Genomic DNA, 22,307 nt, shown 5'->3' on the forward strand with positions numbered 1-22,307 from the left:
ATCCTGAGTCGCGTCTTGAATCGCTCATTCTGTTGCGTTATTTAAACTAAAGGCCGATGGCGGCCCAGAGTCGATCGAGATTGATATTGACCGCCACATCGTCGGCCAGTGAATCCAGCAACATATCCCGGTGTTCCCGGTAGTCGGGAATTCCCGTGGGCAAGGAAGACAGACCCCGTTGGTGGCGCAAACGATTGAGCCAAGCCCGTCGCCAGGGACTGCTATCAAAAATGTCCGTCAGATAGGTTCCCCAAACCAGTTGGCTGCTGGACACTACGCCCAGCTTGGAATCGTCAAAGAGAGATTGCACGCTTTGGTTGTCCAAAATTTGGGTGTAGCTTTGGCGAAATTCACGGCTGGTGACCGGTAAGCCCGCTTGGGGATAGTTGGAGGTGGCCTGGCGTTCCCGATCGATCCAGTCGCCTGTGGTGATGCTGGAGATGGGCAACAGATCCAGCCCCATCAGCTCTTGGGAAGCGGTGTCTAGCCCTTGCAGTTGCACCACTTGGCGACCCAGCATCTGGAATCCTTCGCCAATGCCCAAAATAGTGCCGCCCGCGATCGCGTATTGCTGGAGATCTTCCGCAAAGCCCGATTGGTGCAGGGCCTGGAGATCTTCGGCTAGGTTGTTCGATCGCGGCAAAACCACCGCGTCGGGATAGCCCAATTCTTGACCCAAATCAATGTAGCGAAGGGAAACCGTTGGCTCGGCCGACAGCGGATCCAGATCGCTGAAGCTGGCGATGTGGGGCAAGCGGACGGCGGCGATCGTGGTTTCAATATCCGATTGACGACGACGGCGAGCAAACAGGTCGATCGACTCGGGCGAGGGGAAGAGGTTCTGGAGCCAAGGCATGACTCCCACCACGGGAATTCCGGTGCGCTGCTCCAACCAATCGCGACCGGGTTTGAGCCGATCGGGATTGCCCCGATATTTGTTGATGATGATCGCCCGTACCAGTGCTTTTTCGGTTGGATCCATCAGTTCCAACGTCCCGATCGCGCTGGCCAACCAGCCCCCCCGATCGGCATCCACCACCAACACCACAGGCGCATTCAGGGTTTGCGCCAAGTGCAAGTTACAAACATCCTGCCCCGTCAAATACGCATCGGCCGGGCTGCCCACCCCATCGGCCACCAACACATCAAAGGACTGAGTTAACCGCTCAAGGGCCTGTTTGAGCACCGCCCAAACCCGTTCTGGAGACTGATCACCGGGACAACGGGGATTAAAATCCGCTTGGGGTTCCGTGCGGGCCGCCCAGGCTTGCACCGCCTGAAAATAGGCGATTTGTTCCCCTTGGTTGGTGGTGTAGAGCATCGAGGAGGTGCTTTGGGCTTGGAAGGGAGCCACCTTCAGACCCCGTCGATACAGCAGCCGACCGAGCGCCGAAGCCAACAGCGACTTCCCGGCCGCGTTACCTGTGCCGATCAGCAAAATTGCTTTGAGAGCCTGTGTGTCCATAAACTTCAACTTCGGAACCGATAAACGATCGGTTATCCCAATACTGCGATTACTGAAATGTTTTAAGGGGCAAGAGCCTTCACCACGGCGGGGAAGGATTCGTGCCGAAGTTCGCGTCGAAATCCGGGCCGAAGCCGGGCGACAGAACTGGAAGCTGAAACTGAGCAATGATCACGAGAAGACGAAGCTTAGAGGGGCCATCGTCCCCAGCGCCACAGACCATTCCGCAGGCGATCGCCCCATCGGCCCTGAGTCCAGGCGGCGGGGTTCGTTTGCCACCGATCGAGCAACAAAAACCCCAGGGGTGTGAGCCGGAATCGATCGGTCAAACCTTGACCATCAACCTCCCGTCGTAACATCCCCACCTGAATTAGCCACATCAGTTCGTTTTCTGCGGTCAATTCGCTCAAGGGCGATCGGGTCATGGATTGTTTCACCGCCGCCACACCCACCAACTCCGCGATCGCCACACTGCGACTGCGCATGGACTCGTAGAACTTCACCCCAAACGGCGCACAGCGGACAGCACGCGCGGCTCGATGCACCGTTTTCTCAGGATAGGTGATTTGGATTGGGTTCACCTGCTGATTTGCTTGCTCCGCTGTTTCCACGCCAATACCTCAATCCTTGCCTAGCTGTTGGTTAACCCTTGTGTTGGAAATACTAAATCCTGGAAATGCTGAATCCTGGGAGTTTTCAATGCTGAAGAATGTTGGAAATGCTGAAGGTGGGAAATGTTGGCGATGGGAATGGTTGAATTTGGGCAATTTCGACCGCTAATGAACCCCTGCTGATTGCTATCTCCAAAGTACAGCGTCGTTGGATCTTGAGAATGGGAAATTCCGTCATTCAGGAAAGCCTCATTAGGGATTGGTCGATCGCGTCAGTGGCCGATCGAATCCCGCAGTTTTTAGGCATCCCGGTCAATGATAGATGGGAAAAGGGATCGGCAAAGGAACTGAAGCTATGACTTTCCTCACCTCCGGGCGATCGCGCCGCTGGATTTACGGTTTGCTGGCCCTTTGTGCGGCCGTGATCACCACCCTCAGCACACCACCGAGCGTCCAAGCGGTCGATTGGTTAGACTTGCTCCGACGCGGCTTTGAAGTGTATCAACTCTCGAACCTTTCCGATGCCCAAGAAGTGGATTTAGGGCGACAGATCGATCGGGAACTGAGCCGCCAATTGCGATTCGTGAATAACAGTCCCCTCAATCGGCTGGTGGACTCGATCGGGCAGCGCCTCGCCGCCGTTAGCAGCCGCCCCAACATTCCCTACACCTTTCGGGTGGTCAACAGCCGCGATATCAACGCCTTTGCCACCATGGGCGGTTTTGTATATGTCAATTTGGGACTGATGGTTGCGGCCGAAAATGAAGCGGAACTCGCTGGCGTAATGGCCCACGAAATTGGCCACATCACCGAGCGCCATGTGGTTAAAAACCTGCGCAGCCGGGCCCTGTCGGATGGAATTTTGAGCGCCACGGGTCTCGATCGCCGCCGGGCCACCAGTCTGGGTGTGGAGTTGGCGTTAAATTTGCCCCGCAGTCGCCAAGCGGAGTTCGAGTCGGATCAGGTGGGAGTGACCCTGCTGCAACGGGCCCAATATGCCCCGATCGGGTTGCCCAGCTTTTTACAAAAACTTCGTAGTCGGCGGGAGCCGCCTGCCATCCTCAGCACCCACCCCAACAGCGATGAACGGGTGGCGCGATTGCTGCAACTGATTGGCCCCAACGGCAGCAATGGCATGGGGCTGGACAATGCGGAATATCAAGGATTTGTGCAATCGGCCCTGCGCTAGCGGCAAGGCACTGAACAAGGGCACTGAACAAGGGCACTGAACAAGGGCACTGAACAAGGGCGATCGCCCCTAGAATCGACCCACCACGGCCTCTGGCATGATCGAAATCGTCGCTTCCGCCAGGGGTCGAATTCGGGTTTCACTGCGATAGATATTGACCTGATAGACCATTTGCTGAGTGAGGTCAACACCCGTCAACCAACCACTGCGGGGGTGATAGGCTCCGGTGTCAATGTCCAGCCAGCCGGGCCCCCGAGCCAATTGCCCCGGCTCAATCCCCGGGAGTGTGAAGGTGATGGTGTGGCCCGTCACGATCGTTTTGTCGTTGAAGTAGGGCTGAGGGAAGCTGTGGAACGAGTCACGGATCCAACAAAACTGCTGAATGCCTTGCACATCTAAGGGCAAAGTGGGATCCACCCCCGCATGAACGATCCAATAGTCACCCCAATCAACGTAAAGGGGGAGCGATCGCATCCAGTCAAAGTGCGCGTGGGGAATTCCCGGCTCGCCATAAAAATCTTGGTAGCTCACCAGGGTCATTTGTCCGCCGCTGAAGAGCCAGGCTTGCAGCGGCTGTTGCAGCACTTGACCCTCGTGCAAAATGTCCAGCAACATGCGTTCGTGATTCCCCAGCAAGCATTGGTAGGGGCTATGCATCACGAAATCCACCACCTGGGCACTTTTGGGGCCGCGATCGATTAAATCACCCACAAAGCAGAGCTGATCATCCTGGCCAGGTGCAATCAAGCCCAACAAGTGCATTAAGCCATCGTATTGTCCGTGGACATCACCAATGACAATTTTTCGAGTCGCTGAAGTCGCATCCATACCTATTATCTTGACGTGCGATCGCCCCAACATGCCAGTTCACGATCGCGATCTGATGGGGGGGTTCCTCGCAGACCGCCGTTAATTCGACTTACAGCTTAGCGCCATCGGGTTTTGACCGCTTAATACCTGATCCACGATCGCCCGTGAGAATCGTCACAAGTTACGGTGACGACTGTAGCCGATCGACCCGATCCAGCCGATCGCGCTGCCGTTGTTCGATCGTGGGGGGCAGCCCGATCGCAGGGGCAAGGGGTTTAAACCCCTTGTCTGGGTGGGTTGGGGTTAGAACAATTAGCCATCGCAGCCGAACTCGATCAACCCGATCCAGCCGATCGCGCTGCCGTTGTTCGATCGTGGGGACAAGGGGTTTAAACCCCTTGTTTGGATGGGTTGGAGTTAGAACAATTAGCCATCGCAGCCGGACTCGATCGACCCGATCCAGCCGATCGCGCTGCCGTTGTTCGATCGTGGGGGCAAGGGGTTTAAACCCCTTGTCTGGGTGGGTTGGGGTTCGCAAAATTAGCCATCGCAGCCGGACTCGATCGACCCGATGGCTTGTGTTCAAACCCGCTTCCCGCTTCCCCTCGTCTTCAGTCCGTTGATTAACCCAATGGCAGAAGCCCTAACTGCGGAAGGTCTAGTTGCTGAGGGCCTTCAGGAAGTTTTGCAATTGCCCCAGGAAGCCTTGGCGCTGGGCCGCCGCGTTCACGGCCGCGTTGGGGCTGTTGGTGTCCTGGCCGCCAGTGGCTTGCAGCAAGATCTCATCCAGGGCCTCGCCAGCGGGCCGTTGGGGACGGGTGGCCACCAATTGATAATCAGCGTCGTCGTCCGTGGGTTCCAACCACACTTCCCACTGGCCCGGGAAAGCCCGCCGCACGGCTGCTCCTTCGATCGGGCGCAAATAATAGGCCGTGACAATTCGGTTTAAGAATCGATCGCGCAGTTGCCGGCCCGCGTAGCCAATGCCAATGATCGCCAGGTCTTCCATCCGAGGATTCAGGAAAATCACGGGTCGATCGCCCGCCGCTTGGCACAGTTGCTCCACCTGAGTCACTTCCACGGCCGACGGTTCAATGAACAGAAAGATGCCATCCTCCGGTTGCACCTTGCCGGTCATGGGAGTGCGCCCCGACCCCACATCGGTGATCCGAAAGGGGCGATCGCCCCAATCTCGCCGGGCCAAGGCGGCTGCCCCCGCGTCGGGGAAGAAGATTTTGAGCCGATCGCCCCAGGGTTCCAAGGCCGCGAGGAAACTTTCCGCCACGGGCATCACTTTCAGCTCCGGCAAAACCAATTCCACCTGAATGAGCGTTAGTCCCTCATCCAAAGCGGCAAGGGTGGCGGTGCGGGCTTGGGCGATCGCCTCGGCTAAATCCTGGGGAATTCCGCTCATGATAGGGGTTTCTATGAAAAAACTATTAAGCTACAAATACTGTTCTTTATACCGTTTTTGGCCGCTTTGCCACCGCCGCTATGGGAAACATCACGCTCAATCTGGTTGCGATCGGGGTGTTTGTGGTCACCTTGTCTAGCCTGTTTGGCCCCTTGATTGCGCTCCCGGCGGAAGTGCCAGCCCTGTTCACCGCTGGTTTTTTGGGATTGGCGGCGGTCGATCGCTTTGGGTGGCAAGGTCGGGGCGGCACCTTGCTGGTGGACTGGTTTGCCCATCGCTCGGCTGCCCACCGCGATCGGATTTTGCACCACGAGGCGGGCCATTTTCTGGTGGCCCACTTGTTGGAAATTCCCGTTTCTGGCTATGCCCTCAATGCCTGGGAAGCTTTCCAGCAGGGCTATCCCGGTTCCGGTGGGGTGCAATTTGCCGATCAGGAGCTGGCCCAATGGCTCGATCGCGGTGAAGTGCCGGCCCGCATTCTCAGTCACTACGCCACCGTTTGGATGGCGGGCATTGCTGCTGAACAGTTGGTGTATGGCAACGCAGAAGGCGGCGGCGATGATCGCCAAAAGCTCCTGAGCCTTTGGGCCCAACTCAGCACCCAGGGCCAAGGCAACCGCCCCAATGCCACCGCCCAAATGAATTTGTCGATTTTGCGAGCTAAGACGCTGCTGCAACAGAATGAGCGAGCCTATGGTGCTTTGGTGGCTCAACTGCGCGATCGGGGTTCGATTGACCAATGCAAGGCCGCGATCGACCAACACAAAGTCTCCCCGATCGATCAACCCTCCCAAGCGGCCTAAGACCTATCGTTTCAATCGTCTGAAACCCTGATTCCACCGTTAGCGGATCGTGAGGGACAAGGGGCTTAGGGATTGTTGTCAAATCGTCTGAAACCCTGATTTCGCCTTGTCAGATCGTGGGAGGCAAGGGGCTTAAGCCCCTTGTCTAGGGTGGTTAGGGTATGGAAGATCAACCATTTTCACTTGATCCCAGGAAATGACGACAGACTCGAAGCAGGTCGATCGCCGTGATTAGTCTGGGCCGATCGGGAAGGCCCGCAATCGGGGGCTAGTAATTTTGAGATGCACCCGATCGCCCGGTTCCAGCTTGCACCGCCAGTCCGTGACAATTTGCAACCGCTCGCCGCTGGGCAATTGCACCAGGTAAATATATTCCCGCCCGAGGAATTGTCGCTCCAGCAGTTGGCCGTTGCCTTGGGGATTGGCTTCCAGGGTCACATCCGTTTGGCGAATGGCCAGCTCCACCCGATCGCCCGGGGGATCGTTGCCCAGTTGTTCCGGCAAAATGATTCCCAATTCCGTTTGCCAACCTTGGGCCGATCGAGTGGCGATCAAAAAGTTGGTTTCTGCCACAAACCCGGCCACAAACCGAGAATCTGGCTCCCAATAGAGACCCTCGGGGCTGTCGATTTGCTCAATTTGGCCCCGACGCATCACGGCCACCCGATCGGCGATCGCCATGGCCTCTTCCCGATCGTGGGTGACAAAAACGGCGGCGGCTCCGGCCCGCTTCAAAATGGCCCGCACTTCCTGGCGCAATCGTTGGCGCACCCGGGCATCCAAATTACTCAGCGGTTCATCCAGCAAAATCAGGGACGGTTGCGGGGCGATCGATCGGGCCAGGGCCACCCGTTGCTGTTGACCGCCCGACAGTTCGTGGGGATAGCGCTTTTCCAGGCCTTCTAAGCCCACCAGGGCGATCGCCTCGGCCACCCGATCGCGCATTTGCTGGGGGGCCTGTTTCCGCAACCGATCCAGCCCAAAGCCCACATTTTGAGCCACGGTCAGGTGGGGAAACAGGGCGTAATCCTGAAAAACCATTCCCAGTTGGCGGCGCTCCGGTGGAACCCAGCCGCCCGGCCCGGCCACGGGTCGCCCCGACAGCACGATCGCTCCTTCGTTCGGCACTTCCAACCCGGCAATCAGTCGCAGCAGGGTGGTTTTGCCGCAGCCGGAGGGGCCCAACAATGCCAAAAGTTCGCCCTGCATTAGGGTCAGCGTTACCCGATCAACCGCCGCCGGCCCGGTTTGATAGCGACGGGTCACACAGTCCAAATGCAAAATGGCCAAATCCAAAATGGCGGCAGAGTCGGTCATGGTCGGGCAATCCACAAGGCAAAGGGCAAGGTCAGCCACAGGTCATCCTATGACGTTCGCTTGCTTCTTGCCAATCACTTGCAAGTATGGGTGCAAGACATGAAGCGCATGGATCCCCTGAATCCTAGAGGTGATCGAGTGGATCCAGCTCCTCCAAAATTCGGAATCGCACATGGTTGAGCGCCAAATCGCCCACCTTCAGCTCCGACAACTCCGCCAAGGGTCGCCCACCCACCTGGATTCCTTGGAATCGCGATCCCTTGGCAATTTCCACATGGTTCCAAGGCAAGGCCATGAAATAGCGAGTGGGATAGGGGCCGCCCTCTTGGATATCGTCGGGGTTGGACTCCATGGGCACCCAACCGAAACCGGGAATGAAGAACTCTAGCCAAACGTGGTTGTAGTCGGGATAGAGCGCCACTTGGGTTCGATCGGCCGGTTGTGGGCACTTGTAGCGGCCCACGGTGCGGGTGGCGATGCCATTCAGCCGAGACAGGGCCAGCAACACGCCCACGTATTCGCCGCAACAGCCATAGCCGCGATCGAGCACCGCATCGGGCGGCTCAATGCTGCGGCGAATCCGATAACCCAGGCGATCGTACACATAGTTCCGAATAGCCAACATTTGCCGCAGCAAATTGGTTTCCGTGCCGATCGCCTCGCGGGCCGCCGCCCGCACCGAGGGCTGATCCATCGCCAGGTTGTCGTTATCGACCAAATATTTTTCGGTGTAGTCTGCGGACAATTCACAGTCCGCGAGGGAGGGCAACCGTTCCACGTCCGGCGGTGTGAGTTGGTAGCGAATGCCCCGCACATCAATGATGGCTTTCCAGCCAAACAGCCGCCCTTCCCCTCGCTCGATCGAGCCAAATTTGAAAACTGCCACCTGCTGACCGTCGGGCAACGCTTCAATTTCAAAGGGCATCCCCACGGGTTCCACACTCTGCACCGTTTGCCGATCGGTGTTGGACGGTAGGGAAATGCGCCATTCCACATCCTTCAGCAGGCTGAAATCCACCCCTTCCAAGGGGGACAGTTCTTCCACATAGAACATCTCAATTCTGTAGCCGTTGGAAAGGGCGTAGCCCCGATCGGGATAGAACCCATAGTCTAGGGAGCCGATCGTTACCCGATCGCGGAACGCCACTTGCAGGGGTTCCGGATCGTTGGGGTTGTCGCGGATGTAGGGTTCTTCGCCCGAATAGGCCACCCAAAGGGTTCCCGCCTGATCAAAAGCCAAAGCCGTGGGCGATTCGTAGGGGGTGAGAACGCTGAAATTCACCAGCCCCGTTGCCCGATCGAGACAATAAACCGTTTGCTCCAGGCGATCGCACACCCAAAGTTCTTCGCCCTGTGCCACCAGATTCTCTACCCCAATTCCGGGGGCATAAAACCGGGTAATTTCGCGCCCCTTGTTCAAATCCAGCACATAGATGCAGCCCGCTCGTTGGGACGACACATACAGGGTCGATCGATAAATCGCCACCCCTTCCACCCACTCGGGCAGGGTGTACATGGGTTTGGGTTCCCACTGGCCCCAACTACAGGCAAGCACTTCCCGATCGCGCGTGAACCACACCGAGGGCACATCAGCCCCGGCCAACGGCGGCCCAATGGCCAGCCCGATCGCATCCAAAAAATCCCCAACCTGGTAAGCATTCAGAACTTCAGTGCAGTCGGTTGCCAAGTCCACCAACAGCAGATGGCCCCGAGCTGCATCCAAGGCCAGCACCTGATCCTGATGAATCGCCAGACCGCGCAAGGCATAGGTTGCCAAGGGACGACAAAGGCGATGGAGGGGATCGGGCGGGGCCGGGGAGTCGGTGGCCTCGGCGTTGGGGCGATCGGTGTCACGGGGTGATCGAAAGGGCGACTGACGAGATTTCGCAAACACGGTTTTTAGGGGGCAGCCTCAACGGCGGCGGCGCGATTAAGTTGTACGATAACCCGTTCTCGGAGACTGTATCAATTGCACCGGATTGGAAACCTTCCAATACTGACAGATAGGCTTGGGGTTTGCCATCGACCGCTCCCAAAAACACCCCAGAATCTTCAGCAGACTTTTCAGAAAACCTTCAGAATCAATCGCAATCAATTGCTCCCCGATGTTTACCATTGCGTGGCTTATGTCATGCCTTTGCTGACCTTTTGGGGTGAGCGAATCTTGAGCTTTGACCCAGAGCCTGTGTTGGAATTTAACTGGAAAGTTTTGCTTGGCAATTTTGCTGAAAAATCTTGGGTTAATGGAAATTTTGTATCAAAAAGATCAAAAAACTAAAAATTAGCCAGAAAAAACTAGCTCCCACGGCTTTTTAAAAAATGCGTTAGACTAACCGCCAGCGCCATTGTGATCGATCGCTCAAATGCTCTTGAGGTATAGATCATGGGACTTTCTCAAACAATCCAAGTGAAGCGGCTCGACTCCATGAAGTCGGGAATGGCAGAGTTTTACACGCCCCAATCCTGCCATGAAACAATGTTGGTGCAAGTGCCGGCCATGGCGCGGGATGATTTATTTGTGCATCGGTTTCAGACCGATCAATTGTTGGTGGTGCGGGGCAATTTTGTGATGGTGGTGTTGCAAAACCGTCGCTATCAATACATTCCTTTGAGCGATCGTGTGCCGGTGGTTTTAACCATTCCGCCCGGTGTGCCCCATGGTGCTTTGAACTTCAGTCAAGATCCCTGTTTGGTGGTGAATGCTGTGGTGCGTCACGGAGCCGCCCATCGCCTTGACTATCGACCCATGAAACCACCCTTTCCCTACGATTTGGCAGTGGCGGAACAGTCCTTGGCGGCGCTGTTGAACTGTGTGGAAGCGGCGGCTTAATCGCCCGCTCGATCGGTCGTTGGCTTGATCACTCCATCAAGACTGATGCAACAGATAGATCACTTAGATCACTAATTTCAACGGGGTTCGGCTTCCAATTCCTGCAGCCTGGCTGCAATTCGTTCTCCAAAATCGGGATCGTTGTTCGCCAAGCTCAGGAGTTGCACATATTCCTGGGGTTTCAATCCCGCCTGCTCGATCGCCTCGAACGCCTCCAGCTCAATTTCCTGCTCCAAGCGGTTGGCTTCCGGTTCAGTTTCCGCTTGGCGCAGCTCTCCTTCCCGCCGCTCCAACAGAGCCAGCACTTGCAAATAGGCCCGCACGAATTGGGTCACCTTTTCGGCCGGCACGGCGCTGGCATCGGGTGAAATTGGGGCGGCTTCCAAGGGTGCGGCTAGTGGAATCGGTTCCGTGGCGGCCCATGCGGGAATCAAGGTGCTGCCCCAAAGCCCGCTGATTAAGCAGCCGATTAACCCGATCGAAAGGAGAATTTTGCCCACCGATCGCCCAACTTGACGGAGGCGATCGCCCCAAGGGAGGCGCGAAAACTGGCTCGATCGATTGGCCATGGGTCTGCCTACGGTTGTGCTGATGGGCTGAAGCTGCTGATGGGCCCTGGCGATCACCCTATCGATCGACCGGATGTTGGCCATAGTGCGGCAACACCTGCGACCAATGGGGCCGAACGTCCTTTGCCCAATCCTGTTGGGCCAGTTGCAGGAGGGCGATCGCGTCTTGGCCCAAATCTGCCTCCGCCGTCACGATCACACAGGGGGCCGGTTGCTGGGCGATTGTGGTTTCCCACTGCTCCGGAGCCAAGACCCGATCGCTCACATGGGTCACCAAGCCCGCCGCCGTAACCTCATAGATGCCCCCATGCCATTCTCCCCGGCGGGCCGGCATTTGCACCGCCAACCATTCGCCCGGTTGGGCCCGTTGGCGCTGTCGCCAGGCCGCCGCCGCCAGGGTGGAATAGCCAAACAGCGGGAGATCCAACTGTTGCGCAAGGGTGCGGGCCGCCACCACGCCAATGCGGGTGCTGGTGAAACCGCCGGGGCCGATCGCCACCGCCAAGAGCCGCACCGCCGACCAAGGCAAGGGATACACAAACTCCGACAGTCGATCGTGGAAATCGCTGGAGAGTTTTGTGCCCAGTTCCCAAACCCGCCCCACGATGTCACGGGGCGAGTCTCCCTTGGCCAACCCCAACTGGGCGCTGGCGGTGTGGATGGCGATGCCCCAACGGTTCCCCTCAGTCATGCTGCGATCTGGTGCTCTTGAAATGCTGTTGAAATGCTGATGAAGTTCTAATCTTGCCAGCTTCCGGCAAAGATGCTGCCTGCGGCCCGCGCGATCCGCCCCAAGTCTTCATCCAACAGCGGCGGCCAGCTCACCCCCTGTCGATCGCCCTGTTCGTAGGCCTCGCGACTTTCGACCGCAATCCGATAGAGCGGCCCGGCCAGTTCCCGGCTGAGGCTGGGGGTTCCTTCCAAAGCGTTGTAGACCATCTTCAGGGCCAACAGAATGGAGGTAACCTGTCCGGGAATTGGGGGTTTGCCTGCCTTCAGCCGATTCAAAAATGCATCGGCATTTTCAGAACTCGCGTTGCCTTGGCCAATCAAAAAGGCGCGGGCGGTTTCGTAATCCATAGACAGGGTTAGGTTGAATCAACGGACAGCGTTCACGCCAACAGGGCCAACGGTGAATTAACCCCAGGCAACGAGAAATGGGCCGGGGCGATCGAGCAAGGGTAAACCAGCCGATAGAATGGTTGCACCTCAAGATATTACTGAAAACAGCCCCCATCGATCGTGCTAGACCTGAAGCTACTGCGTGCGAATCCTGATGATGTGCAAGCACGCCTGAACCACCGTGGCCAATACGATATTGCTCCGATTTTGGAACTTGATCGGGCAGTGCGTGACTTGGAACAGCGGCGCAATGATCTCCAGGCCCGCAGCAACGAAATTGGCAAACTGGTGGGCCAAAAGATGAAGCAAGGGGCCGATCCCCAGGGGGCGGAAGTGGCGGCCCTGAAGGAAGAAGGCAACCAACTGAAGGCCCAATTGGCAGCGCTGGAACCCCAAGAACGGGACTTGAAAGCGCAAATTGAAAGCGCCCTGATGACCATTCCCAACTTGCCCGACCCCACCACCCCGATCGGGAAGGATGAGGACGACAACGTGGAAATTCGGCGGTGGGGCGAGGCTTTGATCCCCACGCGATCGGACATTTTGCCCCACTACGAAATCGGCGAAAAGCTGGGTTGGTTGAACTTTGAACGGGCCACCCGCATTGCCCAAAGCCGGTTTGTGGCGCTAATTGGCGAAGGGGCCGCCCTGGAGCGAGCGTTGATTAGCTTCATGCTCGATCGCCACATTGCCGCCGGATATCAGGAAGTGTTGCCCCCCATTCTGATTAACTCCGCCTCGTTAACCGCCTCGGGCCAGTTGCCCAAGTTTGCCGAAGAAAGTTTCAAGTGCGATCGCGACGATCTGTGGCTCGCGCCCACCGCTGAAGTGCCGGTCACCAGCCTTTACCGCGATGAAATCTTGACCGATGATCAGTTGCCGATTTACCACTGCGCCTACACGCCCTGTTTCCGGCGCGAGGCCGGCAGTTATGGGCGCGACACGCGCGGACTCATTCGGTTGCACCAGTTCAACAAAGTGGAGTTGTTTAAGTTTGTGTCGCCGGAAACTTCGGAGGCAGAACACCAACAATTGCTCCAGGATGCAGAGGGCGTGTTGCAGGCCCTGAAGCTGCCCTATCGGGTGTTGCAACTTTGCACGGGAGACATGGGGTTCTCGGCCCAAAAGTGCTACGACTTGGAAGTTTGGTTGCCCTCCCAAAACAAATATCGAGAAATTTCCAGTTGCTCGAACTGTGGCGATTTCCAAGCCCGTCGGGGAAATTTGCGGTTTAAGGAGGCGGGCAAAAAGGGAACTCAATTCCTGCATACCCTCAATGGTTCCGGGCTGGCTGTGGGCCGAACGATGGCGGCAATTTTGGAAAACTACCAACAACCGGATGGGGCGATCGCCGTGCCGGAAGCCCTGCAACCCTATCTGGGCGGCAAAACGGTGCTGGGAGCGGCAACCCGTTAACCGCTAAACACAGCACCACCGCAGCGCCACCGCAGCAAAGGCGGAGAGGCCATCACAGTACAATCAGGAAACCGGTCAAACCGGAATCTTGGTTAGCGGTTATTGACCCTGATTCAGCATTGGGTTCATCAACTATGGCAGGCGATCGAACGGCACAGTCTGGCTCTCTTGATCCCAAAATGACCTACTACGACCTTTTGGGGCTGCATCCCTCGGCGGATGTGATTGAAATTCGGCGGCAATATCGCGAACTGAGCAAGGCCTATCACCCGGACACAACCGAGTTGCCGCTTCCGATCGCCACGGTCAAATTTCAAGAGTTGAACCAGGCCTATGCGGTGTTGAGTAATCCCGATCGCCGGGAGCAATATGACCTCTCGATCGGCTATTCCCGCTGGACGGTGGTGCAGCCCTGGCAAAATTTGCAGCCCCCCAGTTCCTTCGAGTCTTCCAATTTGTACTTGGATCCGACCGATCGCCCCCTGTCCGGCGGGGAACTGTTTGCCCTGTTTACCCTGGGTCTGTCCTTTGTGGGTTGTCTGGCGTTGGTGTTGGTGGTGGGAATTTTGCGGGGCGAAATTTCCCTGACCCAGATTGCTGGATTGTAGGTTTGGTCAAGTTCCCAACACCAACCCAGCCCGGGGACTTGCTACGATGATCGGCACGGCATCTCCCGGCGGCCCGATTTGACTGGATGAATCGATCGCCCATCGAGCTGGTGACGGCCCGAGCTGGGTTGAGAGGGGTGGGTTTCCTGCCCGATCGACCCGCAGCCACGGCCAACCCCAGCCCCCGATCGCTGGTTTATTCAGCGGAGATCCGATTGCTGATTTCAGACTTCCCTATGGATAGTGACGGTAGTAGTCGTCCGCTCGAACCGCTTCTGCATTCTGCCTTCCCCCTTTCCCATCCAATCGCAGACCAAAAAGGATCTCCCGTCCTAAAATCGCCCCAAAATTTGGCCTCAGCCTCTGTCCTAAAATCGGCCTCAAAATCTAACGATCCTCCGTCCCCCGTTCTGTTGTCGCGTCCGGCGATGTTGACGGAACCCCCCTCGGCGGTTTGGGCCCGCTGTTTGGGAACGACGATCGCCCTTTTAACCCTGACCTTGCCTTGGATGGCGGTGGTTTATTCCAATTGGGATGCGATGCCCTCCACTGCCCTGCCAACGCCAGCGGTTTTCCGTGCGGAACAGCCGATGCCCTAATCGCTCAAGCTAGTTTTGGGCCTTGGATAGATTCACCAAATAGATTCGCAGTGCTCAGGATCCTGAGTGTTGATCGTTCTGAGCGACCAATTCCCCAGCCCGATCGCTGGTTGCTACCCCTGGGGTCGCGCTCCATGCAATTATTGGAGGGCCAAAAGGGGCGCTCCGATCGCGCCCGGTGTCTGTCAGGATCGATGCCCAACCCTCGATCGCCTGGGGGTTAAGAAGCTGGGTTCCCATCCAGCCATTGCAGGGAGTCAATGATGATGGATGATCGGGCGCGATCGATTGGAGTTTGCTCTGGCGCAAGCAAGTATTCAAGCAAGCTTTTAGGATCGAGACCATGGATCTGTCGCGCATTCCTGCCCAACCGAAGCCCGGAATTGTGAACGTGCTGGTGGAAATTCCCGGTGGCAGCAAGAACAAATACGAGTTCGATAAGGATATGCAAGCCTTCGCCCTCGATCGGGTGTTGTATGCCTCGGTGCGCTATCCGTTTGACTATGGTTTCATTCCCAACACCTTGGCGGATGATGGCGATCCCCTCGATGGGATGGTGATTATGGATGAGCCGACTTTCCCCGGTTGCGTGATTGCCGCACGCCCGATCGGCTTCTTGGAAATGGTGGATGGGGGCGATCGGGACGAAAAGATCCTTTGCGTTCCCGCTGCGGATCCCCGCTATGCCGGTGTGAACTCCCTGAAGGACATTCACCCCCACCGCTTGGAAGAAATTGCTGAGTTCTTCCGCACCTACAAGAATCTGGAAAAGAAGGTGACGGAAATCCTCGGTTGGCAGGAGGCAGACAAGGTGGCGGCGCTGGTTGAAAAGTGCGTGGCCGCTTACCAGTAATTGCGCAGTTAACCTGGCCTAATTCAAGTGGGCTGAATTCAAGTGGGCTGCATTTGGCTCAACTCATGCGGCTCAACTTGGGCTGAACGGGTTACTCAACAGCTCAACAGTTGCTGTGGACTAGTTGCCATTCAACGGGCGATCGGGGTGATGGAAACGAACGGATGGGCGATCGGGCGGTTGAAATCCTGGGGGGGTCTTTGGACGTTTAGCCTTTTGGGTGCGATCGCCCTCTGGGGTTGCGGGTCTGCGGGCCCCCGGTTCCAGGGGGGATCCTTGCCGCCGGCCGCTGAATCCAACAACTCAGCCGGTTCCGCCGAAAGTCGTCCTTCCCCGATCGCCCAACCGGGCCCCGTGCGGGCATTTTTTAATCACAATCTTGCTAGTCAATATCGCGATCCCTACCGGGGCATTGAGCGATCGGGCGATGACCTCGAAGGGCGCATGGTGCAGTTGGTCGAAAGCGCCCGATCAACCGTGGTGGTGGCCGTGCAGGAATTGCGCTTGCCTCGGTTGGCCCAAGCCTTGGTCGATCGCCATCGAGCCGGCCTGCAAGTACGGGTGATTTTGGAAAACAGCGCCAGCCGTCCCTGGAGCAGCTACAGCCCGGAGGAGTTGGCGCAACTGAGCGATCGGGAGCGATCGCGCATTGAAGATTATTTCCGACTGGGCGATCGCAACGGCGACGGAACCGTCAGTGAGGCAGAGGTGCTGGCAACCGATGCCATGGTGATGTTGGCTCAGGGCGGCGTGCCCACCCTAGACGACACCGCCGACGGATCCAAGGGATCGGGCTTGATGCACCACAAGTTCATCGTGGTGGACGGCAATCGATCGATCATCACCTCCGCGAACTTCACCCTCAGCGATGTCCATGGCGACATGGGCCGGCCCGCCAGTCGCGGCAATCCCAATAACCTGTTAGAAATTGATAGCCCCGTCGTGGCCGGTTGGTTGCTGGAGGAATTTGCGCTGATGTGGGGCGATGGGCCGGGCGGCCAGCCCGACAGCCGCTTTGGCACGAATAAGCCCCTGCGCCCTCTGCGATCGACCCAAGTGGGTGATGCCACCATTGGCATTCAGTTTTCGCCCATGAAAACCGCCGTTCCCTTTCCTGAACGCACCAATGGGGTGATTGCGGCCAATGTGGGCCAGGCCACCCGCTCGATCGATCTGGCCCTGTTTGTCTTTTCTGAGCAGGCGATCGCGGATGCCATGGAAACCGCCCACCGCCGAGGATCCAAAGTGCGTGTGCTGGTGGATCCGAGCTTCCTGGCCCGGGACTATAGCGAAGCCCTGGATCTGTTGGGGGTGACCCTGCGCCGCAGAACCTGCGAACTGGAACCCAATCAGCGACCTTGGAACCCACCGATCACCACCGTGGGTTCCCCGGAGTTGCCCATGGGTGACCTGCTGCACCACAAATTTGGCTTGGTGGATGGGCAAACGGTGCTGACCGGTTCTCACAACTGGTCTGCGGCGGCCGATCGCCTCAATGATGAAACCCTGTTGGTGGTCAAGCACCCGATCGTGGCGACCCTGTTTCAGCGGGAGTTCGACCGCCTCTGGAGCAACGCCACCACCGGCATCACCCCGAAGCTGAAGGAGCGCCTCGCAGCCGATCGGGCCCGCTGTGGTTCCTAGGGGTTACCTCAGCCCATTCAACGAGTTCAGCGCATCCCGAGCTTATTCAGTGCTTGACCCAGCCCGTTGCGGTTTTTGCGGCTTCCGCCATGCCCCGATCGGGGCCCATCGAAAACCCGATCGAAAACAATCAAGAATTGCGTTTTAGGCGGATTGGGCCAATTCTGCGCGAATTTCAGAAATGGGGAAGCCAATGAAAGCTACCAGCAGCCCCAAGCCGGAGGCTATGCTCAAGGCACGATTTCTTCCTGGTTTTGTTGATTTCTGATGGCCCCACCCATGAACGCCGTCCCCACTGCATCGATTATTATTCCCGCCTATAACGGGGCAAAAACCATTGCTGAAACGATCGAATCCGTCCTGAATCAGACTTTGCGGGACATCGAAGTGATCGTTGTCAACGATGGTTCCACCGACAACACCTCCAACGTGGTGCGGCAATTCACAGATCCCCGCCTGAAGCTGATTGAACAGGAAAATGCCGGTGTGGCCGCTGCTCGCAATCATGGGGCCATGGTGTCCCGAGGGCGATATCTCACCTTTATTGACGCGGATGATCTGTGGACATCGGACAAGGTTGAAGATCAGGTGAATGCCCTTGAAGCCAACCCAGAAGCCGGAGCCGTCTACAGTTGGATTGATTGGGTTGATGAAGAGGGAAATTATATTCGTGACGGGGGCTTTATTGACACGGAATATAACACCTACTTACAGATTTTATTGATTGACATTGTGCAATCAGGATCGAACACGATGATCCGGCGCGATGCCTATTTTGAATTGGGGGGCTATGAAGGATCGCTGCACCCGGCGGAAGATTGGGATTTTTGGTTGCGCCTGGCGGAATCCTATGAATTTATTTGTGTGCCGAAATTACAGGTGCATTATCGCCAGGTGAGGGGTTCCGCCTCCACCAACGCGATCAAGATGGAGCAGGTGAGCTTGGCAATTATTAACCGAGAGCGCCAACGCCTCAGTCAAAATCCAGCCGATCGCAAGCGCTTTGGCAAGCTGGTGCAAATGACCCTGAATAATCGCTATAAATTCCTGCTCTATAAGGCGATGGATGGGGGAATTCACCGCAACCGTGCTTTTTTGGCCCTGCGCTATTTAGCCTATTGGATTTGGCGCGATAATTGGGAATTTGTGCGAGAGAATCGTGATTGCACAATCAAGATTTTGACCAAAATTCTGGTCTTTATCTTGTTGCCCAATCGGTTAGCTTGGAAATTTGTTTATCGCTACCGATCGCACCTGGAAATTGAAAAGGCCGTGCTCTGGACAATTAAGGTCAAACTGCCCGAGTTCTATGAAAAATTGCCGCCGGAAGATGTGCCGATTCGAGTCAGCCAAAAGCGCTTGGCCCGATCGCGATCGACCGCCATGGACTCTTCTCGACGGTAGGGAGAAGGGGGCATGGTGCGGATGATGTTGTCTAGATCCGCCAGCACTTCCAGGGCGCTTTGGTAGCGATCGGCAACGGCCGGTTGCAAGAGTCGATCGAGCACCAAGCCCAACCCTTCGCTCACCGAGTCAGACACTGGCAAGTGCTTCCGTTGGGATGCATCTAGCGAATCTTCATTGCCCGACAGCTCATCCCGCCATTGGGCCAACTGTTCTCGCCAAGGCCACTGGCCCGTCAGGGGGTTGTATAGCTCCTCCGGTTCCACACCGGTCAGCAGAAACACGCAGATCGCTCCCACGCTGTAGAGATCGCTGGCGGGATAGGCCTGGCCGCCGCGCAATTGCTCATCGGGCGCATAGCCCGCCGTGCCAATTTTCGTGCCGGGGCGGCTTTGGGTGTTGGCTTCCAGCACTTTGGCCACGCCGAAATCGATCGGGACAATTCGCTGATCCCGTTGACGACGAATCAGGTTTAAGGGCTTCAGATCCCGGTGAATCGTGCTGCGATCGTGCACAAATTGCAACACGGGCAACAAATCCCGCAGGAAAGCCAGCAGCTTGGCTTCGCTGAATGGGCCCGATCGTTGCAGTTCCCGATCGATGGTTTCCCCGGCGATGTATTCCTGCACCAGGTAGAGGTAGCCCCCTTCCTCAAAAAAACCCAACAGGGCGGGAATTTGCGGATTGTCGCCCAAGTCTCGCAGCCGCAGGGCCTCGCGGGTGAACAGTTCAATCGCCTTGTCGCGGCCAGCGGGGGTTTTGGCGCTGGGCAAAAATTGCTTAATGGCGCAGGGGGTATCGAGCCGATCGCGATCAATGCCCAAGTAAGTGCGTGCAAATCCGCCACGGCCCAGGGGGCGAATGGCGCGGTAGTGCCCCCGCAACAGCAAGGGAGCACCGCAATTGAGGCAGAAGTTTCCCTGATCGGGATTGTGCGGGCGATCGCACTGGGGGTTTAGGCAAAAACTCACAGCCAGGGATTCAAGCAAGGAGAGATACGAAAATGATTGATTTGATCAAACTCGATGACTTTGGTGCTTGTCATGATTCTTAACCATAACGTTCAGAAAATCCCGCTAATCTAACGATCGAGTCACCCAGCGATCGAGACAGGATTTTGCTTTGGCCGTCTTTCGCCGTGGTTAAGTGCTGCCCTGTGTCGGCAACCGTCGCAACCTAACTGTTTTAGGGGCCCGCGTTCGGTAGGGGGTGTGGATTTCTCCCCCGCTGCCTTTGCCCAGGAATCGCACAAAATTGGCAAACTGGTATTCGCAGACTTCTCAACTTCTTTAACATGAGCGTCAATTTAGCAACCAAACTACGCGAAGGCACGAAAAAATCACACAGCATGGCAGAGAATGTCGGCTTCGTGAAGTGCTTTCTGAAAGGCGTAGTCGAAAAAAGCTCCTATCGCAAACTGGTGGGCAACCTCTACTTTGTCTATACGGCAATGGAAGAGGAAATGACCAAGCACAAAGATCACCCAGTTGTTGCGCCGATCAACTTCCAAGAGTTGTATCGCAAGAGCAGCCTGGAGCGTGATTTGGCTTACTATTACGGCTCCAATTGGCGTGAAGAAGTGAAGCCTTCGACCGCCGCCCAAGACTACATTGCTCGGGTGCGGGAAGTGTCGGCCACGGCTCCCGAATTGTTGGTGGCCCATTCCTACACGCGCTATTTGGGTGACTTGTCCGGTGGGCAAATTCTCAAGAACATTGCCGTGAATGCCATGAACTTGACCGATGGCCAAGGAACGGCTTTCTATGAGTTTGAAACCATCTCGGATGAGAAGGCTTTCAAGAACCAATATCGGGCAGCGCTGAACGAATTACCGATCGATGAAGCCACCGCCGATCGCATTGTGGATGAAGCCAATGATGCGTTTGGCAAGAACATGAAAATGTTCATGGAATTGGAAGGCAATTTGATCAAGGCGATCGGGCAAATGTTGTTTAACACCCTGACCCGCCGCCGCAGCCGGGGCAGCACGGAAGAGCTGGCCACTGCTGAATAGGCTAAATCAATTGGCTTGGATGGGTAACGGGTACTGAGTCCAATCTGCTCAGGAAACCGTAACCAATGCTCAGGGGACGATCGCCCGATCGTCCCCTGAATTATTTGAGCGCTTGGCGTGGTGAAGAAGGTGGAGACCAGTGGTTATTCCACTCAATCGTTGTGGGGGCAAGGGGCTTAGGGGGTGTCGTCATTGTTCGAGGTGATGCTGAAACGATTGATCTTCCATGCCCTAGTCGCCGTAACAAGGGGCTTAAGCCCCTTGTCCCCCACGATCCTTAGGATCCTTAGATACGCTCCTAGGTCGGTCGATTTGGCCGTTGCCAGCGCCTTGCTTTCAAGGGGCTTGACATTGCCTTAAAACAATTGCCTCAAAACGGCTTGCGTTTGGGCTGCGGTTTTGGCCCAACTGAACTGACTGGCGCGGCCCTAGTCGCCGTAACAAGGGGCTTAAGCCCCTTGTCCCCCACGATCCATATGCTCCTAGGTCGGTCGATTTGGCCGTTGCCAGCGCCTTGCTTTCAAGGGGCCTGACATTGCCTTAAAACAATTGCCTCAAAACGGCTTGCGTTTGGGCTGCGGTTTTGGCCCAACTGAACTGACTGGCGCGATCGAGGCTGCGTTGGTGTAGCTCCTGCCAAAGTCGGTCATCGGTGGCCACCTGCACCATGGCATCAGCAATGGCTCGGGGTTGCTCCGGGTCAATCAACAACGCCGCATCGCCCGTTACCTCCGGCAACGAAGCCAGATTGGAGGTGATCACGGGCGTACCGCAGGCCATCGCTTCCAGGGCCGGAATCCCAAAGCCTTCCCAACGAGTGGGAAAAACCAACGCGATCGCCTGGTTCAGCAATACCGGTAATTGCTCGATCGGCACATATCCTAAAAAGCGCACCCGATCGGCCAAACCCAGTTCCGCAATTTGGGCCGCCAGGGCCGGTTGATAGCGCGGGTTCATGGGCCCAGCAATCCAAAATTGCCAATCATTAGCCGGAGCCATCCGCAAAAATTGGGCAAAGGCCGCGATCGCCCCCGGTAAATTTTTGTAAGGATCGTTGCGTCCCACATAGAAGAAATAAGGGCGGCGCGGCAGGTTTAAAAATCGGTAGCGATCGGCATTGTGCGCTAACGGGGTGACGGTAATTTTCTGGGCAGGAATTTGGAAAAAATGGACTAAATCATCGGCCGTGGCCTGGGAATTACAGAGCAAATGGGTGGCCTGTTCGGCCACTCGGCGCACATAATATTTGCTGTAAAGATGTAGGCGCGATCGGGGCGGAAAAAACCGCAGCGGAATCAAATCATGTACCATCACCAGGGTGCGCAGGGCCCGAGTGCCAAACTGAATTGGAGCCTCGGGAACCGGACAAAACAGCAGCTCAACACCCGATCGACGGCACAGTTGCGGCAAGCGAAATTGCGTCCAAAACAGTCGCCGTAGATGACCCTTTGCGCCTAAATCTGAGGTCATGTTGGCGGGCACGCGCTGGTTACGAAACCCCGCCATTTCCCAGGGGCTAAATAGCAAAGGATCGCGCGATCGCAAGTAGGGCAACAGTTCGATCGCGTAGGTTGCCAAGCCCGTTGGTTCGGGAATCGTAAAACTCAAATTAATCCCAAGGGTCATGATGCAAAAACGG

At 56.7% G+C, this 22,307-nt stretch carries 22 protein-coding genes; 10 read left to right on the top strand and 12 right to left on the bottom strand.

Annotated features, from left to right (window positions below; translation table 11 throughout):
* Positions 1-46 precede the first annotated feature (46 nt).
* Together AC2IAX_RS12950 and AC2IAX_RS12955 are read right to left on the bottom strand one after the other, a co-directional pair.
* Positions 47-1,465, bottom strand: coding sequence for a cobyric acid synthase (locus AC2IAX_RS12950; RefSeq protein ID WP_494387847.1), 1,419 nt, complete (start codon positions 1,463-1,465; stop codon positions 47-49).
* Between the two features lie 188 nt (positions 1,466-1,653).
* Positions 1,654-2,076: an Npun_F0494 family protein gene (locus tag AC2IAX_RS12955; RefSeq protein ID WP_494387848.1), complete on the bottom strand. Its 423-nt coding sequence runs from the start codon at positions 2,074-2,076 to the stop codon at positions 1,654-1,656.
* A 355-nt stretch (positions 2,077-2,431) separates the two neighbouring features.
* Between AC2IAX_RS12955 and AC2IAX_RS12960 the strand changes: the two genes are divergently transcribed.
* Positions 2,432-3,265 carry a M48 family metallopeptidase gene (locus tag AC2IAX_RS12960; protein ID WP_494387849.1) on the top strand — a complete coding sequence of 278 codons (834 nt, stop codon included), beginning with the start codon at positions 2,432-2,434 and terminating at the stop codon, positions 3,263-3,265.
* 69 nt (positions 3,266-3,334) lie between these two features.
* Here AC2IAX_RS12960 and AC2IAX_RS12965 read toward each other — a convergent pair whose 3' ends face one another.
* The 3 genes from AC2IAX_RS12965 to AC2IAX_RS12975 form a co-directional block, all read right to left on the bottom strand.
* Positions 3,335-4,093, bottom strand: coding sequence for a metallophosphoesterase family protein (locus AC2IAX_RS12965; RefSeq protein ID WP_099533092.1), 759 nt, complete (start codon positions 4,091-4,093; stop codon positions 3,335-3,337).
* Between the two features lie 163 nt (positions 4,094-4,256).
* Complete coding sequence (locus AC2IAX_RS12970) at positions 4,257-4,661, bottom strand: hypothetical protein (protein WP_494387850.1); 405 nt, start codon at positions 4,659-4,661, stop codon at positions 4,257-4,259.
* A 72-nt stretch (positions 4,662-4,733) separates the two neighbouring features.
* Positions 4,734-5,489 carry a DUF1995 family protein gene (locus tag AC2IAX_RS12975; protein WP_494387851.1) on the bottom strand — a complete coding sequence of 252 codons (756 nt, stop codon included), beginning with the start codon at positions 5,487-5,489 and terminating at the stop codon, positions 4,734-4,736.
* An 80-nt stretch (positions 5,490-5,569) separates the two neighbouring features.
* Here AC2IAX_RS12975 and AC2IAX_RS12980 point away from each other — a divergent pair, with 80 nt between their 5' ends.
* Entirely contained in the window at positions 5,570-6,292 is a 723-nt protein-coding gene (locus tag AC2IAX_RS12980; RefSeq protein WP_494387852.1) for an ATP-dependent Zn protease, read from the top strand.
* A 231-nt stretch (positions 6,293-6,523) separates the two neighbouring features.
* On the opposite strand, the gene AC2IAX_RS12985 is transcribed toward AC2IAX_RS12980, so the two are convergent.
* Both AC2IAX_RS12985 and AC2IAX_RS12990 read right to left on the bottom strand, forming a co-directional pair.
* Positions 6,524-7,609 carry an ABC transporter ATP-binding protein gene (locus AC2IAX_RS12985; protein WP_494387853.1) on the bottom strand — a complete coding sequence of 362 codons (1,086 nt, stop codon included), beginning with the start codon at positions 7,607-7,609 and terminating at the stop codon, positions 6,524-6,526.
* Between the two features lie 124 nt (positions 7,610-7,733).
* Positions 7,734-9,503, bottom strand: a complete 1,770-nt coding sequence (locus AC2IAX_RS12990) for a transglutaminase domain-containing protein (protein WP_494387854.1) — start codon at positions 9,501-9,503, stop codon at positions 7,734-7,736.
* A gap of 489 nt (positions 9,504-9,992) precedes the next feature.
* On the opposite strand from AC2IAX_RS12990, the gene AC2IAX_RS12995 reads away from it, so the two are divergent.
* Positions 9,993-10,439, top strand: a complete 447-nt coding sequence (locus AC2IAX_RS12995) for a dTDP-4-dehydrorhamnose 3,5-epimerase (RefSeq protein ID WP_494387855.1) — start codon at positions 9,993-9,995, stop codon at positions 10,437-10,439.
* A 77-nt stretch (positions 10,440-10,516) separates the two neighbouring features.
* Here AC2IAX_RS12995 and AC2IAX_RS13000 read toward each other — a convergent pair whose 3' ends face one another.
* From AC2IAX_RS13000 to AC2IAX_RS13010, 3 genes are read right to left on the bottom strand one after another with little or no spacing between them, the layout of a single operon-like run.
* Positions 10,517-11,092 (bottom strand): DUF4168 domain-containing protein, encoded by a 576-nt coding sequence (locus tag AC2IAX_RS13000; protein WP_494387856.1) that lies wholly within the window; start codon positions 11,090-11,092, stop codon positions 10,517-10,519.
* Positions 11,067-11,699 (bottom strand): tRNA (adenosine(37)-N6)-threonylcarbamoyltransferase complex dimerization subunit type 1 TsaB, encoded by a 633-nt coding sequence (gene tsaB / locus AC2IAX_RS13005; RefSeq protein WP_494387857.1) that lies wholly within the window; start codon positions 11,697-11,699, stop codon positions 11,067-11,069. Before tsaB ends, AC2IAX_RS13000 begins: the two co-directional genes overlap by 26 nt.
* A gap of 47 nt (positions 11,700-11,746) precedes the next feature.
* Positions 11,747-12,088, bottom strand: coding sequence for a Dethiobiotin synthetase (locus tag AC2IAX_RS13010; RefSeq protein WP_494387858.1), 342 nt, complete (start codon positions 12,086-12,088; stop codon positions 11,747-11,749).
* 162 nt (positions 12,089-12,250) lie between these two features.
* Between AC2IAX_RS13010 and serS the strand changes: the two genes are divergently transcribed.
* The 6 genes from serS to AC2IAX_RS13040 all read left to right on the top strand — a co-directional run bounded on the left by serS (position 12,251) and on the right by AC2IAX_RS13040 (position 18,654).
* Positions 12,251-13,546 carry a serine--tRNA ligase gene (gene serS, locus AC2IAX_RS13015; protein ID WP_494387859.1) on the top strand — a complete coding sequence of 432 codons (1,296 nt, stop codon included), beginning with the start codon at positions 12,251-12,253 and terminating at the stop codon, positions 13,544-13,546.
* 179 nt (positions 13,547-13,725) lie between these two features.
* Positions 13,726-14,154, top strand: a complete 429-nt coding sequence (locus tag AC2IAX_RS13020) for a J domain-containing protein (protein ID WP_242026394.1) — start codon at positions 13,726-13,728, stop codon at positions 14,152-14,154.
* A 428-nt stretch (positions 14,155-14,582) separates the two neighbouring features.
* Complete coding sequence (locus AC2IAX_RS13025) at positions 14,583-14,753, top strand: hypothetical protein (protein ID WP_158234415.1); 171 nt, start codon at positions 14,583-14,585, stop codon at positions 14,751-14,753.
* 343 nt (positions 14,754-15,096) lie between these two features.
* The gene (locus tag AC2IAX_RS13030; RefSeq protein ID WP_494387860.1) at positions 15,097-15,606 is read left to right on the top strand and encodes an inorganic diphosphatase; all 510 of its coding nucleotides are present in this window, start codon (positions 15,097-15,099) and stop codon (positions 15,604-15,606) included.
* A 150-nt stretch (positions 15,607-15,756) separates the two neighbouring features.
* Positions 15,757-17,250 carry a phospholipase D-like domain-containing protein gene (locus AC2IAX_RS13035; RefSeq protein WP_494387861.1) on the top strand — a complete coding sequence of 498 codons (1,494 nt, stop codon included), beginning with the start codon at positions 15,757-15,759 and terminating at the stop codon, positions 17,248-17,250.
* Positions 17,251-17,529: 279 nt separating this feature from the next.
* Complete coding sequence (locus AC2IAX_RS13040; RefSeq protein ID WP_494387862.1) at positions 17,530-18,654, top strand: glycosyltransferase family 2 protein; 1,125 nt, start codon at positions 17,530-17,532, stop codon at positions 18,652-18,654.
* Here AC2IAX_RS13040 and AC2IAX_RS13045 read toward each other — a convergent pair.
* Positions 18,558-19,625 carry a protein kinase domain-containing protein gene (locus AC2IAX_RS13045; RefSeq protein ID WP_494387863.1) on the bottom strand — a complete coding sequence of 356 codons (1,068 nt, stop codon included), beginning with the start codon at positions 19,623-19,625 and terminating at the stop codon, positions 18,558-18,560. The genes AC2IAX_RS13040 and AC2IAX_RS13045 overlap by 97 nt on opposite strands.
* Before the next feature lie 323 nt (positions 19,626-19,948).
* Here AC2IAX_RS13045 and AC2IAX_RS13050 point away from each other — a divergent pair, with 323 nt between their 5' ends.
* Complete coding sequence (locus AC2IAX_RS13050) at positions 19,949-20,668, top strand: biliverdin-producing heme oxygenase (RefSeq protein ID WP_099533078.1); 720 nt, start codon at positions 19,949-19,951, stop codon at positions 20,666-20,668.
* Positions 20,669-21,208: 540 nt separating this feature from the next.
* On the opposite strand, the gene AC2IAX_RS13055 is transcribed toward AC2IAX_RS13050, so the two are convergent.
* The gene (locus tag AC2IAX_RS13055) at positions 21,209-22,294 is read right to left on the bottom strand and encodes a glycosyltransferase family 4 protein (RefSeq protein WP_494387864.1); all 1,086 of its coding nucleotides are present in this window, start codon (positions 22,292-22,294) and stop codon (positions 21,209-21,211) included.
* Positions 22,295-22,307: the final 13 nt, after the last annotated feature.

It is taken from the genome of Limnothrix sp. HT2024, assembly GCF_059138625.1.